At 69.0% G+C, this 12672-nt stretch carries 12 protein-coding genes; 1 reads left to right on the top strand and 11 read right to left on the bottom strand.

Annotated elements, in window-relative coordinates; translation table 11 throughout:
• Window positions 1-11: 11 nt before the first annotated feature.
• Window positions 12-2093, bottom strand: a complete 2082-nt coding sequence (recG, locus tag HPA02_RS07525; protein ID WP_146802476.1) for an ATP-dependent DNA helicase RecG — start codon at window positions 2091-2093, stop codon at window positions 12-14.
• Window positions 2090-3004 (bottom strand): hydrogen peroxide-inducible genes activator, encoded by a 915-nt coding sequence (locus HPA02_RS07530; RefSeq protein WP_146802477.1) that lies wholly within the window; start codon window positions 3002-3004, stop codon window positions 2090-2092. The genes recG and HPA02_RS07530 overlap by 4 nt, the downstream gene beginning before the upstream one ends.
• A gap of 78 nt (window positions 3005-3082) precedes the next feature.
• Between HPA02_RS07530 and HPA02_RS07535 the strand changes: the two genes are divergently transcribed.
• Window positions 3083-3961: an SDR family oxidoreductase gene (locus HPA02_RS07535; RefSeq protein ID WP_146802478.1), complete on the top strand. Its 879-nt coding sequence runs from the start codon at window positions 3083-3085 to the stop codon at window positions 3959-3961.
• 80 nt (window positions 3962-4041) lie between these two features.
• On the opposite strand, the gene HPA02_RS07540 is transcribed toward HPA02_RS07535, so the two are convergent.
• The 9 genes from HPA02_RS07540 to HPA02_RS07580 form a co-directional block, all read right to left on the bottom strand.
• A complete protein-coding gene (locus HPA02_RS07540) occupies window positions 4042-4548 on the bottom strand; it encodes an acyloxyacyl hydrolase (protein WP_146802479.1) in 507 nt (168 codons plus the stop codon).
• A gap of 26 nt (window positions 4549-4574) precedes the next feature.
• The gene (gene thpR / locus HPA02_RS07545) at window positions 4575-5105 is read right to left on the bottom strand and encodes an RNA 2',3'-cyclic phosphodiesterase (protein WP_186809949.1); all 531 of its coding nucleotides are present in this window, start codon (window positions 5103-5105) and stop codon (window positions 4575-4577) included.
• An 11-nt stretch (window positions 5106-5116) separates the two neighbouring features.
• Entirely contained in the window at window positions 5117-5506 is a 390-nt protein-coding gene (ridA, locus tag HPA02_RS07550) for a deaminase RidA (protein ID WP_146802481.1), read from the bottom strand.
• Between the two features lie 79 nt (window positions 5507-5585).
• Entirely contained in the window at window positions 5586-7724 is a 2139-nt protein-coding gene (locus HPA02_RS07555; protein WP_146802482.1) for a RelA/SpoT family protein, read from the bottom strand.
• Window positions 7725-7777: 53 nt separating this feature from the next.
• Window positions 7778-8032, bottom strand: coding sequence for a DNA-directed RNA polymerase subunit omega (rpoZ, locus tag HPA02_RS07560; RefSeq protein ID WP_146802483.1), 255 nt, complete (start codon window positions 8030-8032; stop codon window positions 7778-7780).
• A gap of 64 nt (window positions 8033-8096) precedes the next feature.
• Entirely contained in the window at window positions 8097-8729 is a 633-nt protein-coding gene (gmk, locus tag HPA02_RS07565) for a guanylate kinase (protein WP_146802484.1), read from the bottom strand.
• A gap of 106 nt (window positions 8730-8835) precedes the next feature.
• The gene (locus HPA02_RS07570) at window positions 8836-10041 is read right to left on the bottom strand and encodes an MFS transporter (protein ID WP_146802485.1); all 1206 of its coding nucleotides are present in this window, start codon (window positions 10039-10041) and stop codon (window positions 8836-8838) included.
• 120 nt (window positions 10042-10161) lie between these two features.
• On the bottom strand, window positions 10162-11127 hold the full coding sequence (gene glsB, locus HPA02_RS07575; RefSeq protein ID WP_244945883.1) for a glutaminase B: 966 nt from the start codon (window positions 11125-11127) through the stop codon (window positions 10162-10164).
• Window positions 11128-11181: 54 nt separating this feature from the next.
• Window positions 11182-12642, bottom strand: coding sequence for an amino acid carrier protein (locus HPA02_RS07580; protein ID WP_146802486.1), 1461 nt, complete (start codon window positions 12640-12642; stop codon window positions 11182-11184).
• Window positions 12643-12672: the final 30 nt, after the last annotated feature.

Here is a 12672-nt window from a genome sequence, read left to right on the forward strand (position 1 = left end):
CTTCCGGCGCGCTACACCTGCCCATAACGCCCAGCTTCATCCCCCAGCCAGCGCTGAATCAGCGGCTCGCTGGCCTCCGGGGCCTGTTCCAGCAGGGCCTTGGCCAGCTCGCCGACTCGTTCCAGCAGGTCGCGGTCCCGCTCCAGGTCGGCGATCTTCATCTGCGCCAGGCCGGTCTGGCGGGTGCCCAGCACCTCGCCGGGGCCGCGCAGCTCCAGGTCCTTCTCGGCGATACGGAAGCCATCGGTGGTCTCGCGCATCACCGCCAGGCGCTCCCGGGAGTGGGCCGACAGCGGCGGGTGGTAGAGCAACACGCAGAAGCTCTCGGTGGCGCCACGCCCTACCCGGCCGCGCAACTGGTGCAGCTGGGAGAGTCCCAGCCGCTCCGGGTTCTCGATGATCATCAGGCTGGCATTGGGCACGTCCACCCCCACCTCGATCACCGTGGTGGCCACCAGCAGGTCCAGCTCGCCGGCCTTGAAGGCCGCCATCACCTCGGCCTTCTCCGCCGCCTTCATGCGCCCGTGGACCAGGCCGATGGCGAGTTCCGGGAGCTGCTCGGTGAGCTCGTCCCGGGTCGCCTCGGCGGCCTGGCACTGCAGCGCCTCGGACTCCTCGATCAGGGTACAGACCCAGTAGGCCTGGCGCCCCTCGGCGCAGGCATGGCGGATGCGCGCCACCACCTCCGGGCGGCGCTCGTCGGGCACCGCCACCGTTTGCACCGGGGTGCGCCCCGGGGGCAGTTCGTCGATCACCGACAGGTCCAGGTCGGCATAGGCGCTCATCGCCAGGGTGCGGGGGATCGGCGTGGCGGTCATCACCAGCTGGTGGGGCGTCAGGCCGGCGGCCTCGCCCTTCTCGCGCAGGGCCAGGCGCTGGTGGACGCCGAAGCGGTGCTGCTCGTCGATGATCGCCAGCCCCAGGCGCTGGAAGTGGACGTCGTCCTGGAAGAGGGCATGGGTGCCCACCACCAGTTGGGCGCGGCCATCCAGCAGCGCCGCCTTGGTGTCCAGGCGTGCCTTGCCCTTGAGCTTGCCGGCCAGCCAGGCCACCTCGATGCCCAGCGGCTCGAACCAGGCGCGGAAGGTGCGGAAGTGCTGCTCGGCGAGGATCTCGGTGGGCGCCATCACCGCCGCCTGGCAGCCGCCGGCGATGGCGGCGAGTGCCGCCAGGGCCGCCACCACCGTCTTGCCGGAGCCCACGTCGCCCTGCACCAGGCGCAGCATGGGCAGGGGGCGCTGCAGGTCGGCGGCGATCTCGTCGAGCACCCGGCGCTGGGCGCCGGTCAGGCTGAACGGCAGCTGGGCGACGAAGCGCGCCTGCAGGCCGCGGCCGGAGGGCAGTTCGGGGGCGCCATCGGCCTGGATGCGCAGGCGTACCTGGCGCAGGCTGAGCTGATGGGCCAGCAGCTCCTCCAGGGCCAGGCGGCGAATGGCCGGGTGGTGACCATCGGCCAGGCTGTCGAGATCGGCCTCCGGGGGCGGCTCATGCAGGGCATGCAGGCAGTGGCGCAGCTCCGGCAGGCCGAAACGCTCCCGCAGGGCCTCGGGGATCCAGTCGCGCAGGTCGTCGGGATGACGATCCAGCAGCGCCAGGGCCTGGCCGATCAGGGCCCGCAGCCGCGCCTGGTTGAGTCCCTCGGTGGTCGGGTAGATGGGCGTCAGGTGCTCCTCCACCGGGGCCTCGCCGCTGGCCAGCAGGCGGTACTCCGGGTGGTAGATCTCCAGGCCGGTGGCCCCGGCCCGGGCCTCGCCGAAGGCGCGCAGGGGCACCCCGGGGCGAAACTGCTGCTGCTGGGCCGGCGAGAAGTGGAAGAAGCGCAGGCTGATGATGCCGGAGCCATCCTTGAGCCGCACCAGCAGGCTGCGGCGCCGCCCCTGAACCACGCTGGCGGCGGCCACCTCGCCCTCGATCACCGCCTCCTGGCCTGCCTTGAGGGTGCCCATGGGGGTGATGCGGGTGCGGTCCTGATAGCGCAGCGGCAGGTGGAAGAGCAGGTCCGCTAGGGTGGCGATACGCAGCCGGGCCAGCTTGGTGGCCAGCGCCTCGCCGACCCCCTTGAGCGCGGTGACCGGCTGCTGCAGCTCGTTCATGAAGTCCGCCGCTGACGGCACTTGGCGATCGCCTCGGTGAGGGTATCGATGGCCTTGGGCCGCGGAAAGCTGGCCCGCCAGGCGATGGCCACGGTGCGTGACGGCGCCGGATCGCTGAAGGGGCGACTCTCCACGCCCCCCTGCTCGTAGCGGCCGGTGCCGATGGCGGAGTGGGGTAGCACCGTCACCCCCAGCCGCGAGGCGACCATATAGCGGATGGTCTCCAGGGAGCCGCCCTCGGCGGTCAGGGTGTTGCTGGGGCTATTGAGCTTGGCGCTGATCGCCGGGCAGGCCTCGAGGATCTGGTCGCGGAAGCAGTGGCCCTCGCCGAGCAGCAGCAGGCGCTCGCCGAGCAGCTCCTCCTTGTCGATGCTGGCCTTCTCGGTCCAGGGATGGCTGGCCGGCATCAGCACCTCGAACTCTTCGTCATACAGGCGCTTGGTCAGCACATCGGTCTCGGTGAAAGGCAGCGAGATGATGATGGCGTCCAGCTCGCCGCTACGCAGCTTGCGGCGCAGGGTGGCGGTGAAGCCCTCCTCGATGTAGAGCGGCATCTGGGGGGCGCTGCGGGCCAGTTCGGGAATCAGGTCGGGAAACAGGTAGGGACCGATGGTGTAGATGGCGCCGATACGCAGCGGGCTCGCCAACTGGTCCTTGCCGGCATTGGCCAGCTCCCGGATCACGCTGCTCTGCTCCAGCACCCGCTGGGCCTGTTCGACGATGCGCTCGCCCAGGGGGGTGACCTGCACCGTGGACTTGGAGCGCTCGAAGAGGGGCACGCCCAGCTCCTCCTCGAGCTTCTTCACCGCCACCGACAGGGTCGGCTGGGAGACGTGGCAGCGCTCGGCGGCGCGCCCGAAATGGCGCTCCTGGGCCAAGGTTACGATGTAGCGGAGTTCTGTTAGAGTCATGATGGTGCCTCGGCGGCATCCTCTCGGGGCAGTAATGTGTTATCCGATAGGGACTTTTTATCAAGGGGCAAGGGAAAGGTGAAGAAAACAACGACATTGATCGTCGGTTGCGGCGATATCGGCATCACCCTGGCACGGCAACTCAAGGCCCAAGGCACGAGCGTCACCGGCGTGCGGCGCCGCCCGGAGGCACTGACCGAGGCGGGCATCGCCGCGGTGGCCGCGGACGTCCAGGATGCCGAGAGCCTGGCGGCCCTGCCAGACGCCGAGGTGGTGGTCTATGTGATCAGCGCCGACCGTTTCGAGGAGGAGGCCTACCGGGCCGCCTACCCGGACGGGCTCAAGGCGGTGCTGGCCGAGTATGCCGGCCGCAAGCGGCCGCCTAAGCGGGTCTTCTTCGTCTCGTCCACCAGCGTCTATGCCCAGCAGGCCGGCGAGACCGTGGACGAGCACAGCGAGGTGGTGCCCCATGGCTTCTCGGGGCAGCTGATGCTGGAGGCGGAGCAGGCGCTGCTGGCCCATGACCTGCCGGGCACCGTGGTGCGCTTCTCCGGCATCTATGGGCCGGGACGTGATCGCCTGATTCGCCAGGTCCGCGAGGGGCGCATCGCGCCGGCCAGCCCGGCGATGTACTCCAACCGTATCCATCGTGACGATTGCACCGGGGTGCTGGCCCACCTGATCGACCTGGCCCTGGCCGACCAGCCCCTGGAGCCGCTCTACCTGGCCTCCGACTGCGAGCCGGCGCCGCTGCACGAGGTGATGCAGTGGCTGGCCGACAAGCTCAGGGTGGAGCCCAGCCAGGTGATTCAGTCGCCGTTGCGGCGCCGGGCCAGCAAGCGCTGCGACAACGCCCTGCTGCTCGAGAGCGGCTACCGCTTCCGCTACCCCAGCTTCCGCGAGGGCTATGCCCAGGTGCTGGAGGCGGGCGGTTTCCTGCCGACCAAGAAGGGCTGATTACCAAGCCAGGCGGTAGTTCAGGGAGTAGACCTCGAAGCCGCCGACTGGAGAGCGGCCTTTTTCTGGCCTGACGAGACTCAGAGCGCCAGGCGGTAGTTTAGGGAATAGACCTCGAAGCCGTCATTGGGCCGCTTTATCCGCCCATTCGAGTAGTGAATGGCGCTGAGGCCCAGTTCGCCGCCATGGGCCAGTCGCCATCCCGCCGCCAGCCGGTTCTCGAACTGGAAGGCAGTGGAGAGCTCCCGGGACTCCAGGCGCGTCTCAAGGAAGAGCCCGGCGCCGAGTCCCGCCTCCAGATAGGCCCCGCCGGGCGCGCCCAGGTCGTAACGGAAGGCCGGCGTCACCACCCAGGCGGCGTTATCGTCCGCATCATCGCCGGGCAGCAGCAGCACCCCCGTGGCCAGGCGCAAGTCGAGGCGCGGATGCCAGCGGCTAAGGTCGAATTCCTGATCCAGGGTCAGGCGTAGCGCCGGCGTGCTCTCGCTGGTATAGCCGAGGCCGACGTTCAGATCGGCCGGGGCCGGCGCGCTCAGTGCCAGCAGGGCCACGGCGAAGCCGGCTCCTAGTGCATGATGTCTTGGCATGTTCCCTCTCCCCCTCGGCGGCAATATCAGTGCCGGCCACTGCTGGCCAGGCCACGGTATCGGTGGCGTCCTCCTTCGGCCACCGACTGAACCAGCTCGATTCCAGTGTAGTGCCAGTCGAGGCGAGGGCGGGGCAGCCTGGCCAGGACGCAGGGATCACGTTTCTCCGGGGCGGCGTGACGCAGCAGGGTGACATGGGGCAGGAAGGGGCGCCGGGGCGGCGCGAAGCCCAGCGGCGTCAGGGCCTGCCAGAGGTCGCGGTGGAGCGACTCCAAAGGAGGGCAGGGGCGGCTCGAGCCGAGCCAGACGATGCCGCCATGGGGGAAGCTGCCATAGCGATCCGCAGACCAGCTACCAGCGGGGCAGGGGAACGCCTCGGTGAGCCGAATCAGGGCGTCGAGGCGGGACTCGGGCACCTCCCCGAGGAAGGCCAGGGTCAGGTGCAGTGAGGCGCGAGGGGTGGCACGCCCGCCGCAGTGGCGGCGGGCCTGCTCGGCCAGGGCGGCGAGGCGCTCGCCGAGGGCCGGGTCGGGGCGCAGGGCGAAGAAGAGCCGCACGCCGGGTCGGCTCAGTCGCCGATGACCATCACCGCTTCGGCCTCTACCTGGCTGCCCTTGGGCAGGGCCTTGACGCCCACCGCGGCACGGGCCGGGAAGGGGGCGCTGAAGAACTCCTCCATCACCTGGTTGACGATGGCGAAGTTGCCGAGGTCGACCAGGTAGAGGTTGATCTTGACGATCTCGCCCAGGGAGCCGGCGGCTTCCTCGCAGACCGCCTTGAGGTTGGTGAAGACCTGGCGGGCCTGGGCCTCGAAGTCATCGGAGACCAGCTCCATGGTGGCCGGGTCCAGGGGGATCTGGCCGGACAGGTAGACAGTGTTGCCGGCCTTGATGGCCTGGGAGTAGGGGCCGATGGCGGCGGGTGCCTTGTCGGTGTTGATCACGGCCTTGTTGCTCATGGTGGTGTCCTCGCTGTGGTTGTGTAGGAAAAAGCGGGCCCCGCCGCCCGGCAGGGGCGGCGGGGCCGGAGGTTGTCGATCAATTGCGGACGCGGCCGACGCGGCCCACCTGGGGCAGGTTGCGAATCCGCTTGATGATGCGCGCCAGATGGATCCGGTCGCGTACCGCCAGGGTCAGGTTGACGATGGCCAGGCGCGCATCGCGCTCCTCGATGCCGATGCGCTCGATATTGGCATCGGCATCGGTGACCAGGCTGGCCAGCTCCGCCACCAGGCCGCGCCGGGTCTCCATCTCGATGCGCAGCGCCACCGGGAAGTCCTCGGCGATAGTCTCCGACCATTCCAGGGGGAAGAGCTTTTCCGGTTCCCCCTTGAGGTCGTTCAGATTGCGACAGTCGGCGCGGTGTACCACGATGCCCTTGCCCACCGAGAGGTGGCCCAGCACCGGGTCGCCGGGCAGCGGGTGACAGCAGCGGGCGAACTTGATCACCATGCCCTCGGCGCCGCTGATCACCACCGGGCTGTTGCCCTGGGCGGCTCGGGGAGCTCGGGGCGCCTCGCGCCCCTCCGGCAGGGCCTCCACCAGTTGGCGGGCCAGCGCATAGGCCATGCGGGTCCCCAGGCCGATGGATTCCAGCAGCTCGTCCTCGTGCTTGACCGACAGCGTCTCCAGTTGGGCGGCCAGGTGCCCCTCCGGCAGCTCCTCGAGACTGGTCTCGAAATCCGCCAGCGCCTTGTTGAGCAGGCGCCGGCCGAGCTGCACCGATTCGGTATGCTGCTGGTGCTTGAGGGCGTGGCGAATCGCCGAGCGCGCCTTGGCGGTGACCACGAAGGAGAGCCAGGTGGTATTGGGCTTGGCCCCCGGGGCGGTGATGATCTCCAGGGTCTGACCGCTCTCCAGCCGGGTGGAGAGCGGTGCCAGGTGACGATCGATGCGGCAGGCGATACAGCTGTTGCCGATATCGGTGTGCACGCTGTAGGCGAAGTCGATCACCGTGGCCCCCTGGGGCAGCTCCATGATGTCGCCCTTGGGGGTGAAGACGTAGATATCGTCGGGGAAGAGGTCGTTCTTGACGTGCTCGATGAACTCCAGCGAGTCACCGGCGTGACGCTGCATCTCCAGCAGCCCCTTGACCCACTGCCGGGCCCGGGCGTGGCTGCCCTCGGCGATGGGGTGATCGGTCTGACCGGCCTTGTAGAGCCAGTGGGCGGCGATGCCGTTGTTGGCCATGGCCTCCATCTCGCGGGTGCGGATCTGCACCTCGATGGGCATGCCGCCGGCGCCGAACAGGGTGGTGTGCAGGCTCTGGTAGCCGTTGGCCTTGGGGATGGCGATATAGTCCTTGAAGCGCCCCGGGACCGGCTTGTAGAGGTTGTGCACCACGCCGAGGATGCGGTAGCAGCTGTCGACGCTGTCGGTGATGATGCGGAAGCCGAAGACGTCCATGATCTCGGCGAAGGATTTCCGCTGATCGCGCATCTTGCGGTAGATGGAGAGCAGGTGCTTCTGGCGTCCCACCACGTTGCCGGCCAGGCCCTCGTCGTCCAGACACTGCTGGAGGCTGGTCTGCAACTGGCGAATCGCCGAGCGGCGATGTCCCCGGGCCTTGCTCACCGCCCGCTTGATGCGCTCGGCGCGCATCGGGTAGATGGCCTGGAAGGAGAGGTCCTCCAGCTCCACGCGGATGGTGTTGATGCCCAGCCGGCTGGCCACGCGGGCGTAGATCTCCAGGGTCTCGCGGGCGATGCGGCGCTTCTTCTCCGGGCGCAGGGCGCCCAGGGTGCGCATGTTGTGCAGCCGATCGGCGAGCTTGACGATGATCACCCGGATATCCTGGGACATCGCCAGCACCATCTTCTGGAAGTTCTCCGCCTGGGCCACCGCCTTGTCCTCGAAGGCGATCTGGGTCAGCTTGGAGACGCCGTCGACCAGCTCCGCCACCGGCTCGCCGAACTGGGCGGCCAGGGCATCCTTGGGCACGCCGGTATCCTCGATGACGTCATGCAGCATGGCGGCCATCAGGCTCTGATGGTCCATGTGCATATTGGCGAGGATATTGGCCACCGCCAGGGGGTGGGTCACATAGGGCTCGCCGGAGCGGCGACGCTGACCGTCGTGGGCCTGCTCGGCGTAATAGAAGGCGCGCTTGACCTGCTGGACTTCCTCGGCAGGAAGGTAGCTGCCGAGGCGGTCGGCCAGGTCGTCGATGGTAAACATGGGCGCGCCTTATTGCTGCGAAGGGAAGGAAGACACGAGGAACGGCGTCGCCGTTACTCGCCGTAGCCTGCTTCCGCTTCCGGCCGCGGGCGTACCGGCGCCTCCACCGGTTCGTTGAGCACCTGGTCGTCGATCTTGCCGGCGGCGATCTCGCGCAGGGCCATCACGGTGGGCTTGTCGTTGTCCCAGGGCAGCAGGGCATCACGGGAACCGCGGGCCAGCTGACGGGCGCGCTGGGTGGAGATCATCACCAGCTTGAAACGGTTTTCCACGTGATCCAGACAATCTTCAACGGTAACTCGCGCCATGAACGGTATCCTGATGTTGCACTGCCGGCGTGTGCGCGGCGTGTATTCGGGGGGACAAAAAAGTCTACTCGACCCCATGATCCTGTGACAAGAGCGCCTCGATCAGCGCCGCCTGGCCGGCGCGAACGCGCGCCAGCCGGGTGCGACTCGTCAGCACCAGGGCGCACAGCTCGTCCAGGGCCACGGCGAAGTCATCATTGATGATCACATGATCATACTCGTCATAGTGTGACATTTCGCTGATGGCGTCGCGCATGCGCCGGGCGATCACCTCGGCATCGTCGGTGCCGCGGCCGGTGAGGCGCGCTTCCAGGGCCGCCCGGGAGGGCGGCAGGATAAACACCGACTGGGCCTCGGGGAACTGCTCGCGGACCTGGCGGGCGCCCTGCCAGTCGATCTCCAGGATCACGTCCTGACCGGCGGCCAGGCGCGCCTGCACCGCCGGACGCGAGGTGCCGTAGTAGTTATCGAAGACCCGGGCGTGTTCGACGAAGTCGCCGCGCTCGATCATCGCCTCGAAGGCGGGGACATCCACGAAGTGGTAGTTGACGCCGTCGACTTCGCCGGGGCGCTTGGGCCGGGTGGTATGCGAGACGCTCACCTCGATGCCGTCGAGGCGCTCGAGCAGGGCGCGCACCAGGCTGGTCTTGCCGGCGCCGGAGGGGGCGGAAACGATAAAGAGGGTGCCTTGGGACATGTCGGGCTCCGGGTCGCGGGGCGAGGGGCGGCGAGGCCGCCCGCAACGGAAGCCAGGTATTATACGCCCCCAGAGGGCGGGCCGTCATGGCCCGCCGGTGCCCGGCTCAGGGCGTCCCGGGCGCGGGGACGGCGGCGCGTCGCTCCAGGCGACGCCCGACCAGGAAAACCCCCAGGCCGCCGGCGGCCAGCGCCGCGCCGACCAGGCCGCTGGCAGACCACACCGCCCCGGCCTGGATCACCAGTGCCGCCAGCCAGGCGCCCAGGGCGTTGGCGCAGTTGAAGGCGGCGTGGTTCATCGAGGCGGCCATGGTCTGGGCATCGCCGGCCACGTCCATCAGGCGGGTCTGCAGCGCCGGCCCCAGGGCCATGCTGGTGCCCACCAGGCCGACGAACAGCAGCCCGGTGACCAGGTGGTTGGCGGCGAAATAGAAGCCGCCCTGGACCAGCAGGCACCATAGCAGGATGCCCGGGATCGCCCGGTTCAGGTCGCGGTCGGCGGCCCGGGCGCCTACCAGGTTGCCGGCGATGGTGCCGACCCCGAAGATCGCCAGCGCCAGGGGGCCCAGGGTCTCGCGCATGCCGGCCTGGCTGGCCAGGGTCGGCATCACGTAGCTGAACACCGCGAACATGCCGCCGAAGCCGATGCTGGCGATGCCCAGGGTGATCAACACCCGGGGCTTGGCCAGGGCGGAGAGCTCGCGGCGCGGACTGGCGGTGGCGTCACGTGGCTGGGGCGGGACCCAGAGGCGAATCAGCGCCGCGGTGGTCAGGGCGATCCCGCCGACGCCGACGAAGGCGCTGGGCCAGCCCAGCCACTGGCCCAGCCAGGTGGCCAGCGGGGCCCCGGCCAGGATGGCGCCGGTCAGGCCCAGCATCACCCGGCCGATGGCCCGGGCGCGCTGGTCGACGGGCACCGCCGCCGCGGCGACTAGGGCGGCGACGCCGAAGTAGGCGCCGTGGGGCAGGCCGGCCAGGAAACGCAGGCCGACGAAGGGCCAGAAGGTCGTCGCCAGGGCGCTGGCGATATTGCCCACGGCAAACACCAGCATCAGGGCGATCAGCAGGGTGCGGCGCGGCACCCGGGCGGCCAGGGCGGCGATCAGCGGGGCTCCCACCACCACGCCCAGGGCATAACTGGAGATGGCATAGCCCACCTCGGCGGTGGCCACCTGCAGGTCGGCGGCGACCCGCGGCATCAGGCCCATGATCACGAACTCGCTGGTACCGATGCCGAAGCCGCCCAGGGCCAGGGCGAATTCGGCTAGCCGGGGGTGGCGCGCCGCGGTGGGGGAAGGGGCGGGTGACGTCATGAAGCCTCCAGAAAAGCGAACGACTCCGGCGGCGGGCCGGAGTCGCGTAGTAATAATACGAAAGTATAGGGCAAAGACGATTAGGAGGCGAATCGTCCGCCGGTCACAGCAGGCCGCCTATCAGCGGCCCCGGCGAAGTTGGCCAAGCTCCTCGGCGATCAGTTCCAGCGCATACTGGCCGGCCACCGAGTTGCCGCTGGCGTCGAGGGCCGGCGACCAGACGCAGATCGACAGCTCGCCGGGCACGATGGCGACGATGCCGCCGCCGACGCCGCTCTTGGCCGGCAGGCCGACCCGATAGGCGAAGTCGCCGGCGGCATCGTACATGCCCGAGGTAAACATCAGCGCATTGATGCGCTGCGCCATGGCCGGCGGGATAAAGGCCTCGCCGGTGGTGGGGGAACGTCCCTCGGCGGCGAGATAGTGGAAGGCACGGGCCAGGTCGCGGCAGCTCATGCGCAGGGCGCAGCTGGCGAAGTAGGCCTCGAGCACCTGGTCCACCTCGTTGTGCAGGTTGCCGAAGGCTTGCATCAGATAGGCCGCGGCGGCATTGCGGGCACGATGCCGCCACTCGGAGGCGAGGACCTCCCGGTCGATCAGCACCGAAGGATTGCCGGAGAGGCGCCGGGCGATGTCCTGGAGGTGCTTCACCGGGGTGGCATAGGCGCCGACCAGGTGATCGGTGACCACGATGGCACCGGCATTGATAAAGGGATTGCGCGGCTTGCCGTGTTCGGTCTCCAGCTGCATCAGGGAGTTGAAGGGCATGCCCGAGGGGTTGAGCCCGACCCGCTGCCAGAGGGCATCGCCATGGCTACGCAGGGCCAGGCTCAGCAGCAGCACCTTGGAGAGGCTCTGGATGGAGAAGGGCTCCTCGGCATCGCCGGCGCTGTAGAGGCGGCCATCCCGGGTGCACAGGGCGATCCCCAGGCGATCGGCGGGCTGGTCGGCCAGGGCCGGGATATAGTCGGCGACTCGCCCCTGGCCGAGTCGGCGGCGGGCCCGTTCGACGAGGCGTTCCACCCAGGCCTGCAGGGACGACGAGGCGCCGAGGTCGAGGCTCGGCGCACAGGGACTGGCATTCATGACGTGGCTCTCCTGCGAGGAGAGCGGGGCCTCTGGGGGCCCCGCGTGACGGACTTACTGGGGGGTGGCGGGGGAGGGCGCGGTGGCCGGTTGGCGATCCTCCGGCTCGAGGGTCCAGGCCTCCGGGTCGATCTCCAGGTCGGCGAACTGCGCCGCCGCGAAGGTCGGCCGCTTCACGCCGGCGGCCAGCTGGTCGTCGAAGTCGCGCATGAAACGCAGCCCCGGCTTGATCAGCAGGATCAGGGCGACCAGGTTGGCCAGCGCCAGCAGGCCCATGGTGACGTCGGCGAAGGCGAAGACGGTACCCAGGTTGGTGGTCGCCCCCCAGGCGCACAGGCCGATGACGGCGATGCGGAAGGCATTGAACAGCAGGCCATTGTGGCGGCTGAGGAAGTCGAGGCTGTTCTCGCCCAGGTAGTAGTTGTAGAGGATGGTGCTGAAGCCGAACAGCAGCAGGGCGATGCTGACGAAGCTGCGTCCCCACTCGCCCACATGGTCGGCGAGGGCCGACTGGGTCAGGGCCACGCCATCGATGCCGGCGCCCAGTGCGGGGTCATAGGCGCCGCTGAGCAGGATGATAAAGGCGGTGGCGGAGCAGATGATCAGGGTATCGATAAACACCGAGAAGGACTGCACGATGCCCTGGTTGACCGGGTGCGGCACATAGGCCACCGCGGCCACGTTGGGGGCGCTGCCCAGGCCCGCCTCGTTGGAGAACAGGCCGCGCTTGACGCCCATCAGGATGGCGGCGCCGATGCCACCGCCGACCGCCTGTTCCAGGCCGAAGGCGCTGTGCACGATCAGCAGGATGGCGTCGGGGATCAGGGTCACGTTGAGGGCCAGCACCGTGATGGCGATCACCAGGTAGCCGACGGCCATGATCGGCACCAGCACCTCGGTGACCCGGGCGATGCGCTTGACGCCGCCGAAGATGATCAGCCCCACCAGCACGGCCAGGGCGATACCGGTGACGTGCACCGGGATGCCGAAGGCGTCGCCGACGGAGGTGGCCACGGCATAGGACTGCAGGGCGGTGAAGCCGAAGCCGAAGGTCACCAGCAGCAGGATCGAGTAGAGGGCGGCGAGCCAGGTCCAGCGACTGCCCAGGCCCCGGGAGATGTAGTAGGCCGGGCCGCCACGGTAGGTGCCGTCGGGCTCGGCGCTCTTGTAGGCCTGGGCCAGGGTGCACTCGAGGAAGCTGGTGGCCATGCCCATCAGGCCGACCACCCACATCCAGAAGATGGCGCCGGGGCCGCCCAGGGTAATGGCCACCGCCACCCCGGCGATATTGCCGCCGCCGACGCGGCCGGCCACCGACAGCAGCAGGGCCTGGAAGGAGCTGAGGTGGCCGTGGGCATTACGCTTGAAGGCATGGCTGGCGCCGAGGATACGGAACATCCGCGTGAAATAGCGGAACTGCACGAAGCGCGACAGCAGGGTGAAGCCGATACCGACGGCAATCAGCAGGGCGATCAGCACCTTGCCCCAGAGGAGATCGTTGATCAGATCCAGCATGGGGCACCTCCGGCGATGAGGGTGAGGGGC

The sequence above is a fragment of the Bisbaumannia pacifica genome (genome assembly GCF_007989625.1).
GTDB lineage: Bacteria > Pseudomonadota > Gammaproteobacteria > Pseudomonadales > Halomonadaceae > Bisbaumannia > Bisbaumannia pacifica.